Below are 16,976 nucleotides of genomic sequence, written 5' to 3' on the forward strand. Positions count from 1 at the left end.
CCCTGCCCGGCGGGCCGGGCGACGAAAGATCAGAAACGCGTCCGAACAGCCGCTTTCCGGAGCATTTCTCATCTTTCGGGCCGGTCTCGCGCCGCGAGTGCACGACGGATGCGGGCGAGGAACTCGGTCGGCTCGACCAGGTCCCGTTGGGTGAGGCGGATCACGCTTCACCCCAGGTCCTCGAGACGACGCTGTCGCGCGACATCGCGTCGCCACTGCGCCTTGTCGGTGCGATGGCCGTCGCCCTCGTACTCGATCCCGATGAGCGAACGCGGGTAGGAGAGGTCGATGCGCGCGACGAACTCGCGGCCCGCCCACACCTCGTGCTGGATCGTCGGCTCCGGCAGGCCGGCGGCGACGATCATCAACCTGGTCTGCGTCGCCTTGGGAGACTCCACCGCCTCACGCGTCGACCCCAGGGCCCGCCGAGCGACGACGGCGCCGGGGAACCGTCCCCATTCGTCCATCCGCTCGCCGATCTCCTCGGTCGTGAGGATCGGGCGGCGGACGATGTCGAGCCCCGGATAGTTGACGCTCGTCGTGACGAGAGCATCGAACAGCACTATGAGTTCGCCTGTGGAGAGCCGCGGAACGAGACTGAGGACCGCAGCGACCGGATCGACCGCGGGAGCACCCTGAACCCGGCAGGTCTGCGCGCGCGATTCCAGGAGGCGTCGTCCGCTCACGCCTCGCGCACGCGGCGGACTCCGGTCGGGTGCGACGGCGATCTCGAGCGGTTCCCCCGGTCGCCAGGGGCGGGGATGGGGAAGCTGCCACAACCGCACAGCGGTGCGTCCGATGAATCGCTGCCCGTCACGCAGGCGCGGGAGGTACGCCCGGACTGTCTCGATGAACGTCGTCGGCCGCTCGATCGAACGCACCCCGTGGAACGGGCGCGTCAGGTCTGCAGCATCCGTCCTCCCCCTGCCGATTCCGAGTGCCCCGGACTGAGCCACATGGAAGTGCGCTCCGAGGGTGGTCGGGATCTCCGTGACGTGTCGCATCCGGGAATCATCTCCGGCTCGCGACCTCGGCGGCGTGCCGCACGCCTCGCTCTGTCGCGATCGGAGAAGAGCTCACTTCCCGCGCCGGTTGTGCAGGCCGAGTCGCACGGAGGGGAGATCAGAAATGCCTCGGAAGACTCTCGTTCCGAGGCACTTTTGATCTTTCGTCCGGGAGAGACACCCGGGCCCGGGCTACGCCTCGGGTTCGCCGGAGAGGATGCCGCGCAGCCAGTCGCGCGCCTCGACGAACACGTCGTCGGCGTACCGGTCGGGGTACTGCACGATCTGCCGGTCGGCCCGGGGGTACGACCCCAGGAACACGACGCGCGGACTGAACCGACGGATGCCGAGCAGTGCGTCAGCCATGCGTTCGTGCGAGATGTGCCCGTCGGCGTCGATCACGAACCGGTAGCGGCCGAGCTCGTCGCCGATGGGCCGTGACTGGATCAGCGACAGGTTGATCCCGCGGGTCGAGAACTGCTCGAGCATCTCGAGGAGCGAACCGGGGTGGTCGTTCGGCAGCTCGACGATGAGCGAGGTCTTGTCGGCGCCGGTCGGCTCCGGCGCCGTGGTGGTGCGCGTGACGAGCACGAACCGCGTGACGGCCTGAGCGTTGTCGCCGATGCCCTCCGCGAGCACGTCGACGTCGAGGTGCTTCACGACTCCGGGAGCGGCGATGGCCGCCTGCGCGGGCAGCGTCCCGTCGAGCATGCCGATCGCCGAGGCGACGTTGCTCGCGGCGGGCACGTGCGAGTGGGTTGGCAGGTGCTCACCCAGCCAGCCGTGACACTGGGCGTAGGCCACGGGATGCGCGGCGATGACCGAGACGTCGGAGAGCTGCGTGCCCCGCGGGGCGACGAGCACGAAGTTGACCTGCACGAGGTACTCGCCGATGATCCGGAGCCCGGGGATGGTGGCGAGGGCGTCCTGCGTGGTCGAGACGCCGCCCTCGATCGAGTTCTCGATCGCGATCATGGCCGCGTGGCTGCGCCCCTCGAGCACGTCGGCGAGAGCCTCGCCCACGTTGTGCACGGCCCGGCGGTCCTGTCCGCGGGCGTCGGCGACCTGGTCGAGAGCCGCCTCCGTGAACGTTCCGGCGGGGCCCAGATAACTGTAGGTGCGGCGTTCGGTCACGCGTTTCACTGTAGGGCACGCCCGCCCTGCCACCGACCGACTCCGAGGGTGCGCGGATGCCGAGATGGGGGCAGACTGTCTGCATGACGAGCCGTGCCGGCCTCCCCGCGGAGGACACTGACCTGATCGACGTCGACGAGCTGATCGCCGCCTACTACGATCGCCGCCCGGACCCCGCCGTCGCGGCCGAACGCGTCGTCTTCGGCACGAGCGGCCACCGCGGGTCGTCACTGACGAAGAGCTTCAACGAGGACCACATCCTCGCCACGACGCAGGCGATCGTCGACTACCGCACAGCTCAAGGCATCACCGGCCCCCTGTTCCTCGGTCGCGACACGCACGCGCTGTCGCTCCCCGCCGAGCGCAGCGCGATCGAGGTGCTGGTCGCGAACGGCGTCGACGTACGGGTCGACTCGCGCGACGCCTGGGTGCCCACGCCGGCGCTCAGCCATGCGATCCTGACGTACAACCGCGACCTCGCTCCGGATGCCGCGGGCCGCGCCGACGGCATCGTCGTGACCCCGTCGCACAACCCGCCGCGCGACGGCGGGTTCAAGTACAACCCGCCGCACGGCGGCCCCGCCGACACCGACGCGACCGGCTGGATCGCGAACCGCGCGAACGAGCTCATCGCCGCGGGGCTCGACGGCGTGAAGCGCGAGCGCTTCTCGGACATCGACTGGGATGCTCTGCCCGGCTACGACTTCCGCGACGCGTACGTGCGCGACCTGTCGTCGATCATCGACGTCGACGCGATCCGCCGCGCCGGCGTGCGCATCGGCGCCGACCCGCTCGGCGGCGCCTCGGTCGAGTACTGGCAGCTCATCAAGGAGGTCCACGACCTCGACCTCACGGTCGTGAACCCCGAGGTCGACCCGACGTGGCGCTTCATGACGCTCGACTGGGACGAGAAGATCCGCATGGATCCGTCGTCGCCCTCGGCGATGGCCTCGCTCGTCGCCAAGAAGGGCGACTTCGACGTGCTCACCGGCAACGACGCGGATGCCGACCGCCACGGCATCGTCACCCCCGACGCCGGACTCATGAACCCCAACCACTACCTCGCGGTCGCGATCGACTACCTGTTCTCGCACCGCGCCGAGTGGCCGCGCGACGCCGCGATCGGCAAGACGCTCGTGTCGTCGATGATCATCGACCGGGTGGCCGAATCACTGGGACGTCGTCTGCTCGAGGTACCCGTCGGGTTCAAGTGGTTCGTGCCCGGCCTGCTCGACGGCAGCGTCGCGTTCGGCGGCGAGGAGTCGGCCGGCGCCTCGTTCCTCCGCAAGGACGGCTCGGTCTGGTCGACCGACAAGGACGGCATCCTGCTGTGCCTGTTGGCCGCCGAGATCATCGCGGTGACGGGCAAGACCCCGTCGGAGCGCTACGCCGAACTCGAAGCGGCGTTCGGAGCATCCGCGTATCAGCGCGTCGACGCGCCGGCGACGCCCGAGCAGAAGAGCACCCTCGGCAGGCTCGCGCCGGATGCCGTGACCGCCACGGCCCTCGCGGGGGAGCCGATCACCGCCAAGCTGTCGCACGCGCCGGGCAACGGCGCCGCGATCGGCGGCCTCAAGGTGCAGACCGAGCACGCGTGGTTCGCGGCGCGCCCCTCGGGCACGGAGGACGTCTACAAGCTGTACGCCGAGAGCCTGCGCGGGCCCGAGCACCTCGCCGAGGTGCAGGAGGAGGCGAGGGCCGTCGTGTCGGCCGCGCTCGAGGGCTGAGCAGGAGCGCCAGGTCACCGCGTTTCGTCTCGCTGCGCTCGCTCAACGACCATCGGCTCTCCTGGTCGTTGAGCGAGGAGCGCAGCGACGAGACGAAACGCGCGGCGTCAGACCGCGCGGGCCAGCACCGATCCGGCTTCCCGCAGCCAGCGGGCGGGCTCCCGCAGCGCGGCATCCGATGACCCGGCGAGGTCGGTGAGCGAAGCGGATGCCGCGAACAGCGCCGTGTCGGCGTCGTCGGCGATGCGTCCGGCGGCGAGCAGCGCCGTCGCGCCCGCGGAGGCGGCGATCGCGGCGAGGAACGAGGGGACCTTGCCGTCGCCCGACTGCCCGTCGTACGACCCCTCGCCCGTGATCACGACGTCGGCGTCGCGGACGGCCTGCTCGAGTCCGACGAGCTCGGCGACCTCGGCCGCGCCCGGCGCCAGGGTCGCTCCCCAGACGAGCAGCGCACCCCCGGTTCCACCCGCCGCCCCTGTGCCGGCTGTCGTCGGATCGAGGTCGAGCAGAGCCGCGAGGCGCGCGAGACCGGCGTCGACGGCGCCGATGTCCGCCGCGGCGACGAGACCCTTCTGCGGGCCGAACACGGCCGCCGCCCCACGCGAGCCGATCAGCGGGTTCGTGACATCGGTGAGCACGCGCACCTCGGGGGCCGCCCGCAGCCCGCTGAGATCGACCGTGTGGATGTCGGCGAGCCCTCGGGCGCCACGTGGCACCGGCACGCCGTCCGCGTCGACGACCCTCGCGCCCAGCACGGTCAGCATGCCGATGCCGCCGTCGGTCGACGCACTCGATCCGATGCCGACGACGAGGCGCGAGACGCCGTGGTCGAGAGCCGCGGCGATCGCCTGCCCGAATCCCGTCGTGTCGGCATCCCAGGGGCGCAGGTCGTCGAGCAGTTCGATGCCCGAGGTCGAGGCGAGATCGACGACGGCGGTTCCGCCGGGGTTCGCCGGGTCGGGTGGAAGCAGGAGCCATGTCGTGTCGATGCGTCGACCGGCGGGGCCGTCGACCGCGACCGGCATCCGACGCGCGCCCGGGACCGCCGCCGCGAACGCGGCCACTGTGCCCTCCCCGCCGTCGGCCATCGGGCGGCGCACGAACTCCGCGGTCGGATCGACCGACGCCCATCCCTCGGCGAGCGCGTCCGCGGCGTCGGCAGCCGTGATCGAGCCCTTGAAACTGTCGGGAGCGAGCACCACGCGGGTCATGCGGCGACCCCGAAGGGGCCTGTCGACCGCACTCGCGAGAGGGTTTGCGAGAGGCTCATGAGCCGAGCCTACTGGCGAGGAGACTCCTGTCGTCGGGCCGTCGCCGCCGGTCAGACATCGCAACCGACGGACCGTCCCGTCAGCGGCTGCTGGAGCGCTCGATCAGGGTCGTCGGGACGACCGTGGATGCCGGCGACGCCGCCCCCTCGATCTCGGCGACGAGCAGCGCGACGGCGCGATGCGCCAGCGCCTCGAAGTCCTGGCGGACCGTGGTGAGAGGCGGGCGGAAGTTCGCCGCCTCGGGTACGTCGTCGAAGCCGATCACGGCGACGTCGTCGGGCACCCGGAGCCCTGAGTCGGCGAGCGCTCGCAGCAGCCCCAATGCCATCTGGTCGTTGGCACAGAAGACGGCTGCCGCGTCGCCGAGCCGCTGCCCCGCGGCATAACCCGCCTCGGCCGTCCAGTCGCCGCGCACGACGGGTGGCACGTCCGCGCCCGCCGCGAGCAGGGTCTCCCGCCATCCTCGCTCGCGCTCGCTCGCCGCGAACGAGTCCGCAGGGCCCGCGAGGTGGTGCACGGTCGCCGCCCCCGTCGCCAGCAGACGCCCGGTCGCGGCGGCCGCCCCTCCCGCGTGGTCGCTGTGCACGACGACGAGGCCGTGGTCGGCGGGGGCGTCGACCACGACGAGCCGCAGATCGGCGGGTCGCTCGGCGGCCGGCACGAGCGCCGACGCCTCGTTCAGCACGAGAGCTCCGTCGACCTCCTGCTCGACGAGCCGGGCGAAGGCCTCTCCCACCGAGTCGCCGGCGGTCATGAGCATGAGAGCGTAGCCGCGAGCCGCCGCCGCATCGGCCGTGGCCTGCAGCATCCGCGAGTTGCCGACCGTCGCGAGCGTCGTGACGACCAACCCGATCGTGTGCGAGCGCCCGGTGCGCAGCGCGCGCGCCGCGCGATGCGGGCGGTACCCCAGCTCGGCCATCGCGCGCTCGACGCGCTCACGGGTCGCGGGGTCGACGCGCGGGCTCCCGTTCACGACGCGCGAGACCGTCTGTCCCGAGACGCCGGCCGCGGCTGCCACCGTGGCCATCGACACCCGTGCGGGGGTCGACCTCGGCGCGACCTGCCCTGCGGGGATGCGGTCACTCACCTGCCACCCCTCTCCTGTCGCAACTCCGGCATGTTGACGTTACCACGCACCCCGTGCGACCATGTTGACGTGAACATGGTCAATTCTCCGGAGTTCCGCGCCGAGACCCTCCGCGCCGGCGTCGTGAAGCGCGCGACGACGCTCGCCGACGGACGGGAGCTGCTGTACTTCGACGATCCCGGCACGACCCTCGGCCCCGAACGCGCCGTCGACACCCGCGCGCTCGACGCCCGCGGCGAGACGGCAACGATGCGGTTCGACGTGCTGTCGGGAGACTGGATCACGGTCGCAGCGAACCGCCAGAACCGCGTCATGATGCCGAGCGCCGACGCCGATCCGCTCGCCCCGCAGACCCCGACCAACCCCTCGGAGGTGCCGTCGCGCTACGACGTCGCCGTGTTCGAGAACCGCTCCCCCGCCTTCGGCCCCGCGCTCGCCACGGCGCACGGCCACGCGCCGGCGGCGAGTGATCCGCCCCGCGGCCTCGACGACCTGGCGACGCCCGGGCTCGGACGCACCCGCACCTCGGTCGGACGCTGCGAGGTCGTCTGCTTCAGCCCCGAGCACACCGGATCGTTCGGCACCCAGACCGCGACCCGCGCCCGCACCGTGATCGAGGCGTGGGCCGACCGCACCGCCGCCCTCTCCGCGCTGCCAGGCATCGAGCAGGTCTTCCCGTTCGAGAACCGTGGCGAGGCGATCGGCGTCACCCTTCCGCATCCGCACGGCCAGATCTACGCCTACCCGTACGTGACGCCGCGCACGACCCGCACCCTCGAGAGCATCGCCCGCAGCGGGCCCGACCTGTTCGCCCGCATCCTCGCCTTCGAACAGGACTCGGAGCGCGTCGTCCTGCGCGGCGAGCACTGGACCGCGTTCGTGCCGTTCGCGGCGCGCTGGCCGCTCGAGGTGCACCTCATGCCGCACCGTCACGTCGCCGACCTCGCGGAGACCACGGATGCCGAGCGCGACGAGCTCGCACCCCTCTACCTGCGGCTGCTGCGCGGCGTCGACGCCCTGTACGACACGCCGACGCCCTACATCGCGGCGTGGCATCAGGCCCCCGTGCACACCGGACGCGACAGCGTGCGCCTGCACCTGCAGCTCACCAGTCCGCGGCGCGCCGCCGACAAGCTCAAGTTCCTCGCCGGGTCCGAGGCCGCGATGGGCGCCTGGGCGGCCGAGGTCACCCCCGAGCAGGGAGCGGCACGTCTGCGCGCCGCCGTCGAGAGCATTCCGGAGGTGACGGCATGACCACGACGCTGCACGCGGCATCCGCTCTGTTCACGGCCTCGACCGGCGCCGAGCCTACGGGGCTGTGGTCGGCACCCGGTCGGGTCAACCTCATCGGCGAGCACACCGACTACAACGACGGCTTCGTGCTGCCGTTCGCGATCCCGCACCGCACGGTCGCGGCGGTCGGCCCCCGTGACGACGGTCGCATCCGGGTCGCCTCGACGTTCGCCGATGCCCCGGTCGAGGTCGCCCTCGACGAGCTCGACGATCTGTTCCCGACCCCGACGGGCGATGCGCCGCGCGTGCCCGAGTGGGCCGCCTACCCGCTCGGCGTCGCCTGGGCGCTGCGCCGAGCGGGCGTGACCGGCCACGGCGTCGACATCGCGATCACCTCCGACGTGCCGGTCGGCGCCGGGCTCTCCTCCTCGGCCGCGATCGAGGGAGCCACGGCATCCGCCCTGAACGACCTCTGGGCCGCCGGACTCGATCGCACGGCTCTCGCCCGCATCGGCCGCACCGCCGAGAACGAGGCGGTGGGCGCTCCCACCGGCATCATGGACCAGATGGCGTCGATGCTCGGCGAACCGGATGCCGCGATCTTCCTCGACTGCCGCTCGCTCGAAGCCGAACCCGTGCCGGTCGGCGTCGTCGAGGCCGGTCTCGCGATCCTCGTGATCGACACCCGTGTCGCGCACGCGCACTCGACGGGCGGGTACCGCGAACGCCGTGCCTCGTGCGAGCTCGGCGCCCGCACGCTCGGCGTCGCGAGCCTGCGCGATGTCTCGGTCGACGATCTCGATCGCGCGCGCGAGCTCCTCGACGACGTGACGTTCCGGCGCGTGCGCCACGTCGTGACCGAGAACCAGCGCGTGCTCGACACGGTGCGCACGCTGCGCGCACAGGGCGCCAGGGGCATCGGAGACCTGCTGGTGGCCTCGCACGCCTCGATGCGCGACGACTTCGAGATCTCGGTTCCCGAGCTCGACACGGCCGTCGACGCCGCGCTCGCGGCGGGGGCGATCGGCGCGCGCATGACGGGCGGCGGCTTCGGGGGCGCGGCGATCGCGTTGATCGAGCGCGACGCGGAAGCCGCGGTGACGGATGCCGTGCGCGCGGCGTTCTCGGCATCCGTCTTCGCCGACCCCGAGGTGTTCACGGTGACGCCGTCGGCGGGCGCCCGGCGCGACGCCTGACACGCGCACCTGGGCGCGAGCCCGGAAACTGCGCGACCGCGACCTGGAAGAATCGGACCGAGCCGCGTCGCGCGGCAGGAGAGGAACGCATGTCCTGGATCGTCACCGGCGGCGCCGGCTACATCGGAGCCCACGTCGTCCGCGCACTCGCGGACGCCGGACTCACCCCCGTGATCATCGACGACCTCTCCAGCGGCGTCGACTCGTTCGCGCCCGAGGGCGTGCCGTTCGTGCGCGGCAGCATCCTCGATCGCGAGCTCGTCGAGAACACGTTGCGCGAGTACGCGGCCGAGGGCGTCATCCACGTCGCCGGCTACAAGTACGCGGGCGTCTCTGTGCAGCGGCCCCTGCACACGTACGCGCAGAACGTCGAGGGCACTCGCGTCATCCTGGAGGCGATGCAGGCGACCGGCGTGCAGAACATCGTGTTCTCGTCGTCGGCCGCGGTGTTCGGCACCCCCGACGTACCGCTGGTCGTCGAGGACACCCCCAAGCGTCCCGCGAGCCCCTACGGCGAGTCGAAGCTGATCGGCGAGTGGCTGCTGCGCGACCAGGCGGTCGCCACGGCGGACTCGGATGCTCCGCTGCGCCACACGTCGCTGCGCTACTTCAACGTGGTCGGCTCGGCCGACCCGACCGTGTACGACGTGAGCCCGCACAACCTGTTCCCGATCGTGTTCGAGGCGCTGCTCGACGGGCGCACCCCGAAGATCTTCGGCGACGACTACGCGACCGACGACGGCACGAACGTGCGCGACTACGTGCACGTCGGCGACATCGCAGCAGCCCACGTCGCCGCCGCGAAGCGCATGGCGGCAGGCGAGGCGATCGAGCCCGCGTACAACCTCGGCTCGGGCGACGGGCTGAGCGTGAAGCAGATCATGGATGCCGTGGCCCGTGTCACCGGCATCGACTTCACCCCGGAGGTCGGCCCGCGGCGCCCGGGCGACCCCGACCGCATCGTGGCCACCGGAGAGCTCGCGGCGCGTGACCTCGACTGGACGATGCGCTACTCGGTCGACGAGATGGTGCGCACCGGCTGGGAGGCCCGCCGCCGCGCGAGCTAGACGTCGCGCGAGCGGATCGGGTAGAGCCAGAAGCAGAGCCAGGCGAGCGCGGTGAAGACGAGCGGCACGACCGCGACCATGATGCGGATGCCGCCGTCGACCGTGTCGGGCTGAGCGTCGCCGAACGACGCGTCGAAACCGGATGCCGTGAGCACGGCCGCCGCCACGACCGCCTGCAGCACGACCGATCCGCGCACCACGAAGCCGTTGATCCCGAAGTAGGCACCCTCGCGTCGATGCCCCGTGCGGACCGCATCCTCGTCGATGATCTGCGCCAGCACCACCTCGAGCAGCTGCAGCAGACCGCCGACGCCGACGCCGACGGCGACGCCCACGAGGGCCGCGGCGAGAACGCTCGACGGCAGCAGATAGCCGAGCACGGCCACCCCGAACACGGCGACGCTCCACAGCAGGGCGGTGCGCGGCGAGGTGCGGCGGACGACGGCACTCCACAGCACGATCGAGGGGATCGCGGTGACGAAGATCGCACCGAGCAGCAGGCTGCCCTCGCCCTCTGCGGCGCCCAGCGAGTACCGCACGTAGAACGGGATCGCGGCGAGGATGACGGCGATCGACGTCTGTACGAAGAGCGAGCCGAGCACGTACGGCACGAACGCCCGGTTCGCGAACGTGTAGCGCAGCTGGTCGCCCCAGCGCATGGCCTCGGAGGAGGCCTCGGGCACGCGGCGCTCGATCATGCCGCCTGCGAACGACCACACCAGCATCCCGAGGCACACGGCCGAGAGCACGATCGCCATGCCCGCCCAGCCGATCATGCCGTACAGGGCGGGGGCTCCCGCCGTGCCCAGCACCATGCCGAGGATCGCGAAAATCTGCCGCGGCACGTTGCCGCGGGCGCGCTCTTCGGTGGTGCGGAAGATCTCGGGGAACAGGGCCGAGACGTTGAGCACGACCACCACGAACGCGATGTCGTACACCGCGACGACCACGAGGAACCAGACGATGAGGCCGGCGGTCGGCAGGTCGGGCGGCATCCACACGAGAGCGAACGCGACCACGAGCGGCACGATGCCGATCCCGATCCACGGGATGCGGCGACCCCACGGGGTGCGGATGCGGTCGGACAGCGCCCCGACGACCGGATTCAGCACCGCGTTGAGGACGCCGTGCGCGATCATGGCGGCCGCGACCCAGCCCGGCGCGACACCGAGGTGCGTGACGTAGAAGTAGACGACGAACGCCGAGAACGTCTGCGCCATGAGCTGCGTCGGGAACCCGGAGGCCCCGAACGCCACGGCCCGAGCTCTGGTGGGTGCGACGTCCAGTCGCCGGTCACGCAGCCGCGACGTCAGCGAGGTCACGAGCGCTCCCCTCTCTGCAGTGCGCGCAGCTCGCGCCACCCGATGCGCACGAGGCCTTCGTCCTCGACGGCCTGCAGCACGGCGGGGTCGTCGAGCAGACGCAGCTCGTGGCCGCGCTTCTCGGCGCCGACATCGACGACGGCGCGCAGCTCCTCGTCATCCGTCATGGGATGCAGGTAGATCTCGGTGACCCCGGCGGGCACAGCGCGCAGCAGGGCGATGAATCCGTCACGCACCTGCTCGTAAGTCTCGCCGGGGGCGGGCTCGAACGGATGCGTCCACAGGCGGTCGACGATCTCGACGCCGAGCGCGTCGGCCGCGGCGGCGGCTTCGGTGAGTTGGGCCTGGAGCGCGGGATCGCCGGCGGCGCCCTCCATCGTGCGGGGCAGGCGGAACGGCAGCCCGTGCCGGGCGGCGATCTCGAGCACCGGTGCGAGGAAGTCGCGTCCCGTGAGCAGCCCGTAGACCGAGCCCATGTGGTTGTCGAGGTGTGTGACGTCGACGCCGGCGTCGAGGGCCGCCTGCAGCTGCGCCGCGACCTCGGCGGCCACGTCGACCGTGGTCGCGTCACGCTCGACCGCGAGCACATCGGCGGGGAAGAACCCGGCGGCATCGACCAGCGACGTGCCCGTGCCGGTGAGCGGGCGCCACCGGTACCTCGTCCACTCGCTGGTCAGCACCAGGTGCACGCCCACGTCGAGATCGGGCCGGGATGCCGCGAACGCCAGTGCCTCCGGCGCCCACGCGCACGGCACCATGACGGTCGTGGAGTCGATGCGACCGGTCGAGAGGAGGCGGATGATGGCGGTGTTGGCCGCGTGGCACATGCCGAAGTCGTCGGCGTTGACGATGACGGCCCTCGCGCCGGGCTCGAGGCCCAGGCGATCTGCGAGGTCGGAGATCATCGATCGGCCTGCCCGAGGAGCGACCCCCGCTCGACCGAGGGGACGAGTCGGGAGAAGACGGTCGCCCGCAGCGCGTCGGCCGACTCCTGCACGGCGCCGACGAGCGGTGCCTCGGGGCCGAACGTCGACACGAGGAATCGCATCGGCAGCTGCGCCGCGTACTCGTCGGCGACGCGTGCGACGGCGTCGACGAGCACGGGGTGCGCCGCGACACCGCCGAGGATGAACGCCTCGGGGTCGAGCACGAGCGCGATGCTGCCCGCGACGATCGTCAGCCGGCGGCCCATCTCCGCGGCCATCGCGAGCGCGGCCTCGTCGCCCTCCGCCGCCGCGTCGAGGTGCTCGTGGATGCTCTGCTCCGCGTCACGCCCGTGCGCGAGCGCGAGGTCGCGCACGACCGTGTCGCCGAGCACGGGGGCGCCGATCGGCACGGGGGTCTGCGGCAGGAACGCGATCTCGCCCGCGACGCCGGAGAATCCGCGGTGCAGGGTGCCGTCGATCACGATGCCGCCGCCGAGCCCGTCGTCGAGCAGCAGCAGCGCGAAGCTCGCGAGCTCGGCGCCGCGGCCGTCGGCCAGCTCCGCGAGCGCCGCGAGGTTCACGTCGTTCTCGACCCGTACCGGTGCTCCCAACCGGGAGGCGAGTGCCGAACGGAATGCGCCGCCGTCCGGTCCCTGGTCGTCGCGGATGGAACCGTCGGCCGTGACGATGCCCGGCACGCCCACGATCGTGATGTGCAGCGGTCCGTGCACGCGTTCGAGGCAGGCCTCGATCAGCTCGGCGACCGGGCCGACGCGGTCGCCGCGCGACGGGAGCGGGCCGTGGTTCTCGACGCGCACGGCTCCGGTCGCGTCGACCAGGGCGACATGGGCGGCCGAGGGCTCGACGTGCACGGCGGCGGCGAATCCGAGCGTGGGATGCAGCCCGACGCGTCCGGCCGCGGGGCCGCGGGTCTCACGGTCGACGCCGGCCGCGGCGACGGCATCCGAGCCCTCCAGCATCCTCAGCACCTGCGTCACAGCAGTGCGGGAGAGGCCGGTCTCGCTCATGAGCTCGGCGCGGGTGAGCGGCCCCCGACGGGCGAGCGATTCGAGGATCGCGCGGCCGTTCAGAGTGCGCAACAGCGTCTGCGGACCGGCGAGCGGTCGTGCCATGAGTGTCTCCCCGGGTCGACGTCCGACCCAGCATAGACACATCGTGTCCGACTGGTCGAGCCGCAGGGCGCCGTCTCAGTCGAGCGCGGTCATGACGTGCTTGAGGCGCGTGTAGTCGTCGAAACCGTACTGCGAGAGGTCCTTGCCGTACCCCGAGTGCTTGAAGCCGCCGTGCGGCATGTCCGACACGAAGGGGATGTGGGTGTTGATCCACACGCAGCCGAAGTCGAGGTCGCGGGAGAACCGCATGGCCCTGGCGTGGTCGGTCGTCCACACGGACGAGGCGAGCGCGTAGGGCACGTCGTTCGCCATCGCGAGCGCTTCCTCCTCGGTCTCGAACGACTGCACCGTGAGCACCGGCCCGAAGATCTCGCCCTGCACCGCTTCGTCGTCCTGGCGCATCCCCGTGACGATCGTGGCCTCGTAGAAGTAGCCGGTCTCACCCTGGCGCCGCCCACCGGTCACGACGGTCGCGTGCGCGGGCAGGCGCTCGACGAAGCCGGACACCTGGTCGAGCTGCGCCGCGCTGCTGAGCGGTCCGTACAGCACGCCCTCCTCGTGCGGGCCGCCGGTGCGGGCATCCGTCCTCGTCCGCTCGACGAGCGCGGCGACCAGTTCGTCGTGCACCGAGGAGTGCACGAGCACGCGCGTCGCCGCCGTGCAGTCCTGACCCGCGTTGAAGAAGGCGCCGGTGACGATGCCGGAGGCGGCCTTCTCGATCGACGCGTCGGGGAACACGATCGCCGGAGCCTTGCCGCCGAGTTCGAGGTGCACGCGCTTGACGTCGGCGGCGGCCGAGCGGGCGACCGCCATGCCGGCGCGCACCGAACCCGTGATCGCGACCATCTGCGGAGTCGGATGCTCGACGAGCGCCACGCCCGTGTCGCGATCGCCCAGCACGACGTTCAGCGTTCCCGCCGGGGTGTGCACCGCGACGATCTCGGCGAGCAGCAGTGTGGTGAGCGGCGTCGACTCAGCGGGCTTGAGCACGACCGTGTTGCCGGCGGCCAGTGCCGGGGCGATCTTCCACACCGCCATGTTGAGGGGGTAGTTCCACGGCGTGACCTGGCCGATCACGCCGATCGGCTCGCGGCGCACGAACGAGGTGTGACCCGCGAGGTACTCCGCGGCCGCGCGACCCTCCAGACTGCGCGCAGCGCCAGCGAAGAAGCGCAGCTGATCGATCGACTGCACGATCTCGTCGGCCACGAGACTCGCGCGCGGCTTGCCCGTGTCCTTCGATTCGAGATCGGCGAACTCCTCGGCACGCGCCTGCATCTCGTCGGCGATGCGGAAGAGCGCGAGCTGCCGGTCGGCCGGGGTCGTATCGCGCCAGATCGGGAACGCGGCGGCGGCCGCGGCGTACGCGGCGTCGACGTCGGTGACGTCGGAGATCGGCAGCTCGCCATACGTCTGCTCGGTCGCCGGATCGATCAACGGCATCCGTCCCGTGCCGTTCGCGGCGACGAACGCCCCGCCGATGAAGTTCTGCAGAAGCTCGGTGCGCGCATGCTCGGTGGCCATGGTCGCCATGGTAGCGAGCGGAGTGCGAATACAGAAGAGTCACCTGAGAATGACGATGGAATCAGTTGCGTGACTACCGTTCGCCTGTCAATATCGACACATGAACGCCCCGACGAAGCAGCCCGTGCTCGACGACATCTCGAAGCGGATCGTCGAGTTGCTGCAGGAGGACGGCCGCCGCCCCTACGCCGAGATCGGCCGCGAGGTGGGTCTGAGCGAAGCCGCGGCGCGCCAGCGCGTGCAGCGCATGACCGAAGCCGGCATCATCCAGATCGTCGCGGTCACCGACCCCATGCAGCTCGGCTTCCACCGCATGTCGATGATCGGCATCCGCGTCACGGGGGATCCGCGCGCGATCGCCGAGAAGCTCACCGAGATCACCGAGCTCGCGTACGTCGTCGTCACGCTCGGCACCTACGACATCCTCGTCGAGGCCGTGTGCGAGAGCGATGCCGACCTGCTCGATCTCATCGCGACCCGCATCCGCACCATCCCGGGCGTGACGCACACCGAGAGCCTGCTGTACGCGGGGCTCTACAAAGACCTCTACAACTGGGGCACGCGCTGACGCGCGCCCGCCACCGCATCGGAGTGACCATGGGAACCACCGTCTTCGAACGCCAGCGCCCGTCGGATGCCGTCATCGACGCGTCCCTGCAGGGCACGGCGCTGAGCGTGTTCTGGCTCGACGACGTCGAGCGGCCTGCCCACCCGCCGCTCCGCGGCAGCACCAGGGCCGACCTCGTGATCATCGGCGGCGGCTACACGGGGCTGTGGACGGCGATCAGGGCGAAGGAGCGCGACCCCGGCCGCTCGGTCGTGCTGTTGGAGGCCGCGCGCATCGCGTGGGCGGCGTCCGGCCGCAACGGCGGATTCTGCGAGGCGAGCCTCACGCACGGCCACGAGAACGGCGTCACGCGCTGGCCGGAGGAGATCGACCGCCTCGAAGAGCTGGGCCTCGAGAACCTCGACGGGATCGAGGCGACCGTGCGCCGCTACGAGATGGATGCCGACTTCGAGCGCACAGGTCAACTGGCCGTCGCGGTCGAGCCGCACCAGGTCGAGTGGCTGCGCGAGGAGGAGGGCTTCCTCGACCGGGAGGCCGTGCAGGCCGAGGTGCACTCCCCCACGTTCCTCGCCGGCGCCTGGGAGCGCGACGCCTGCGCCATGGTGCACCCCGCCAAACTCGGACTGGAGCTCGCGCGCGTCGCCGTCGAACTGGGCGTCGAGATCCACGAGAACTCGCTCGTGCGCGAGATCTCCGGTGACGGGTCGGGCCCGGTCACGGTCGTGACCCGCGACGGCGGACGGGTGACAGCCGACGCGGTGGCCCTCGGCACGAACGTGTTCCCCTCGCTCCTGAAGCGCAACCGCCTCATGACCGTGCCCGTGTACGACTACGTGCTCATGACCGAGCCGCTGTCGACCGAGCAGCTCGCGGCGATCGGCTGGTCGAACCGGCAGGGGCTCGCCGACAGCGCGAACCAGTTCCACTACTACCGGCTCACGGCCGACAACCGCATCCTGTTCGGCGGCTACGACGCCGTGTACCACTTCGGCGGCAAGGTGCGCCCGCAGTACGAAGACCGGATGGAGAGCCACCGCAAGCTCGCCTCGCACTTCTTCACGACCTTCCCGCAACTGGAGGGACTGCGGTTCACGCACCGTTGGGCCGGCGCGATCGACTCGTCGAGCCGTTTCTGCGCGTTCTTCGGCACGGCTCGTCGCGGTCGGGTCGCGTACGCGACCGGCTTCACTGGACTGGGCGTCGGAGCCGCGCGCTTCGCGGCAGACGTCATGCTCGACAAGCTGTCGGGCGAGACCACGGAGCGCACCGAGCTCGCGATGGTGCGCGAGAAGCCGATCCCGTTCCCGCCCGAGCCCGCCGCAGCGATCGGCATCAACCTGGTGCGCGCCGCGATGGATCAGGCGGATCACAACGAGGGCAGGCGCAACCTGTTCCTCAAGACCCTGGATGCCGTCGGCATGGGGTTCGACTCGTGACCTCGCTCGCTCCGGGGGCCGCGGTGGATGCTGCGACGCTGCCGCTCGTGCACACGGCGCTACCGGCATCCGAGGTGGCGCTCGGCTCTCCGACGACCGGCACCGTCGCGGTGGACGAGCTGGCCGGGGTCGAGGTCGGGGTGTGGGAGATGACGCCGGGCACGGCGTCCGACACCGAGGCCGACGAGGTGTTCGTGGTGCTGTCCGGACGCGCACTCATCGAGTTCACCGAGCCGGCGCTGCCGTCGATCGAGGTGGGCCCCGGGTCGCTCGTGCGTCTCGCCGAGGGCATGCGCACCGTGTGGACCGTCACCGAGACCCTCCGCAAGGTCTACATCGCCTGAAGGC

The 16,976-nt window shown here is 71.4% G+C and carries 15 protein-coding genes; 7 read left to right on the forward strand and 8 right to left on the reverse strand.

Going from position 1 to position 16,976, the window contains the following annotated elements; translation table 11 throughout:
- Window positions 1-167: 167 nt before the first annotated feature.
- Both ACIPYT_RS02165 and pheA read right to left on the reverse strand, forming a co-directional pair.
- On the reverse strand, window positions 168-1,004 hold the full coding sequence (locus ACIPYT_RS02165) for a hypothetical protein (protein WP_401070171.1): 837 nt from the start codon (window positions 1,002-1,004) through the stop codon (window positions 168-170).
- 192 nt (window positions 1,005-1,196) lie between these two features.
- Entirely contained in the window at window positions 1,197-2,147 is a 951-nt protein-coding gene (pheA, locus tag ACIPYT_RS02170; RefSeq protein ID WP_401070174.1) for a prephenate dehydratase, read from the reverse strand.
- Window positions 2,148-2,221: 74 nt separating this feature from the next.
- Here pheA and pgm point away from each other — a divergent pair, with 74 nt between their 5' ends.
- Window positions 2,222-3,865, forward strand: coding sequence for a phosphoglucomutase (alpha-D-glucose-1,6-bisphosphate-dependent) (gene pgm, locus ACIPYT_RS02175; protein WP_401070178.1), 1,644 nt, complete (start codon window positions 2,222-2,224; stop codon window positions 3,863-3,865).
- A 107-nt stretch (window positions 3,866-3,972) separates the two neighbouring features.
- Here pgm and ACIPYT_RS02180 read toward each other — a convergent pair whose 3' ends face one another.
- Window positions 3,973-5,076: a glycerate kinase gene (locus ACIPYT_RS02180; protein WP_401070180.1), complete on the reverse strand. Its 1,104-nt coding sequence runs from the start codon at window positions 5,074-5,076 to the stop codon at window positions 3,973-3,975.
- Between the two features lie 139 nt (window positions 5,077-5,215).
- Window positions 5,216-6,163 (reverse strand): LacI family DNA-binding transcriptional regulator, encoded by a 948-nt coding sequence (locus ACIPYT_RS02185; protein WP_401074712.1) that lies wholly within the window; start codon window positions 6,161-6,163, stop codon window positions 5,216-5,218.
- A gap of 135 nt (window positions 6,164-6,298) precedes the next feature.
- On the opposite strand from ACIPYT_RS02185, the gene galT reads away from it, so the two are divergent.
- The 3 genes from galT (at window position 6,299) to galE (ending at window position 9,719) form a co-directional block, all read left to right on the forward strand.
- Window positions 6,299-7,477, forward strand: a complete 1,179-nt coding sequence (gene galT / locus ACIPYT_RS02190; protein ID WP_401074715.1) for a galactose-1-phosphate uridylyltransferase — start codon at window positions 6,299-6,301, stop codon at window positions 7,475-7,477.
- Window positions 7,474-8,652 (forward strand): galactokinase, encoded by a 1,179-nt coding sequence (galK, locus tag ACIPYT_RS02195; RefSeq protein WP_401070183.1) that lies wholly within the window; start codon window positions 7,474-7,476, stop codon window positions 8,650-8,652. Before galT ends, galK begins: the two co-directional genes overlap by 4 nt.
- A gap of 89 nt (window positions 8,653-8,741) precedes the next feature.
- The gene (gene galE / locus ACIPYT_RS02200) at window positions 8,742-9,719 is read left to right on the forward strand and encodes a UDP-glucose 4-epimerase GalE (RefSeq protein WP_401070186.1); all 978 of its coding nucleotides are present in this window, start codon (window positions 8,742-8,744) and stop codon (window positions 9,717-9,719) included.
- Here the strand turns inward: galE and ACIPYT_RS02205 are convergent.
- From ACIPYT_RS02205 to ACIPYT_RS02220, 4 genes are all read right to left on the reverse strand, one after another.
- Window positions 9,716-11,041, reverse strand: a complete 1,326-nt coding sequence (locus ACIPYT_RS02205) for an MFS transporter (protein WP_401070189.1) — start codon at window positions 11,039-11,041, stop codon at window positions 9,716-9,718. The two genes, galE and ACIPYT_RS02205, sit on opposite strands and share 4 nt — an antisense overlap.
- Window positions 11,038-11,946: a polysaccharide deacetylase family protein gene (locus ACIPYT_RS02210; RefSeq protein WP_401070192.1), complete on the reverse strand. Its 909-nt coding sequence runs from the start codon at window positions 11,944-11,946 to the stop codon at window positions 11,038-11,040. Before ACIPYT_RS02210 ends, ACIPYT_RS02205 begins: the two co-directional genes overlap by 4 nt.
- The gene (locus tag ACIPYT_RS02215) at window positions 11,943-13,100 is read right to left on the reverse strand and encodes an ROK family transcriptional regulator (protein WP_401070195.1); all 1,158 of its coding nucleotides are present in this window, start codon (window positions 13,098-13,100) and stop codon (window positions 11,943-11,945) included. Before ACIPYT_RS02215 ends, ACIPYT_RS02210 begins: the two co-directional genes overlap by 4 nt.
- 75 nt (window positions 13,101-13,175) lie before the next feature.
- Complete coding sequence (locus tag ACIPYT_RS02220) at window positions 13,176-14,624, reverse strand: gamma-aminobutyraldehyde dehydrogenase (RefSeq protein ID WP_401070197.1); 1,449 nt, start codon at window positions 14,622-14,624, stop codon at window positions 13,176-13,178.
- Window positions 14,625-14,724: 100 nt separating this feature from the next.
- On the opposite strand from ACIPYT_RS02220, the gene ACIPYT_RS02225 reads away from it, so the two are divergent.
- From ACIPYT_RS02225 to ACIPYT_RS02235, 3 genes are read left to right on the forward strand one after another with little or no spacing between them, the layout of a single operon-like run.
- Complete coding sequence (locus ACIPYT_RS02225; RefSeq protein WP_401070200.1) at window positions 14,725-15,192, forward strand: Lrp/AsnC family transcriptional regulator; 468 nt, start codon at window positions 14,725-14,727, stop codon at window positions 15,190-15,192.
- Between the two features lie 29 nt (window positions 15,193-15,221).
- Window positions 15,222-16,628, forward strand: coding sequence for an NAD(P)/FAD-dependent oxidoreductase (locus tag ACIPYT_RS02230; RefSeq protein WP_401070202.1), 1,407 nt, complete (start codon window positions 15,222-15,224; stop codon window positions 16,626-16,628).
- Entirely contained in the window at window positions 16,625-16,972 is a 348-nt protein-coding gene (locus tag ACIPYT_RS02235) for a cupin domain-containing protein (protein WP_401070205.1), read from the forward strand. Before ACIPYT_RS02230 ends, ACIPYT_RS02235 begins: the two co-directional genes overlap by 4 nt.
- Window positions 16,973-16,976: the final 4 nt, after the last annotated feature.

Source organism: Microbacterium sp. NPDC089695 (genome assembly GCF_044749085.1).
In the GTDB taxonomy this organism is placed as follows: Bacteria; Actinomycetota; Actinomycetes; order Actinomycetales; family Microbacteriaceae; genus Microbacterium.

Excerpts from the sequence above, each read along its gene's own strand:
- galT (WP_401074715.1), top strand. The coding sequence starts at position 6,299 with ATGGTCAATTCTCCGGAGTTCCGCGCCGAGACCCTCCGCGCCGGCGTC.
- ACIPYT_RS02215 (WP_401070195.1), bottom strand. The coding sequence starts at position 13,100 with ATGGCACGACCGCTCGCCGGTCCGCAGACGCTGTTGCGCACTCTGAAC.
- ACIPYT_RS02210 (WP_401070192.1), bottom strand. The coding sequence starts at position 11,946 with ATGATCTCCGACCTCGCAGATCGCCTGGGCCTCGAGCCCGGCGCGAGG.
- pgm (WP_401070178.1), top strand. The coding sequence starts at position 2,222 with ATGACGAGCCGTGCCGGCCTCCCCGCGGAGGACACTGACCTGATCGAC.
- ACIPYT_RS02220 (WP_401070197.1), bottom strand. The coding sequence starts at position 14,624 with ATGGCCACCGAGCATGCGCGCACCGAGCTTCTGCAGAACTTCATCGGC.
- ACIPYT_RS02225 (WP_401070200.1), top strand. The coding sequence starts at position 14,725 with ATGAACGCCCCGACGAAGCAGCCCGTGCTCGACGACATCTCGAAGCGG.
- ACIPYT_RS02165 (WP_401070171.1), bottom strand. The coding sequence starts at position 1,004 with ATGCGACACGTCACGGAGATCCCGACCACCCTCGGAGCGCACTTCCAT.
- ACIPYT_RS02230 (WP_401070202.1), top strand. The coding sequence starts at position 15,222 with ATGGGAACCACCGTCTTCGAACGCCAGCGCCCGTCGGATGCCGTCATC.
- galK (WP_401070183.1), top strand. The coding sequence starts at position 7,474 with ATGACCACGACGCTGCACGCGGCATCCGCTCTGTTCACGGCCTCGACC.
- ACIPYT_RS02185 (WP_401074712.1), bottom strand. The coding sequence starts at position 6,163 with ATGGCCACGGTGGCAGCCGCGGCCGGCGTCTCGGGACAGACGGTCTCG.
- galE (WP_401070186.1), top strand. The coding sequence starts at position 8,742 with ATGTCCTGGATCGTCACCGGCGGCGCCGGCTACATCGGAGCCCACGTC.
- ACIPYT_RS02180 (WP_401070180.1), bottom strand. The coding sequence starts at position 5,076 with ATGACCCGCGTGGTGCTCGCTCCCGACAGTTTCAAGGGCTCGATCACG.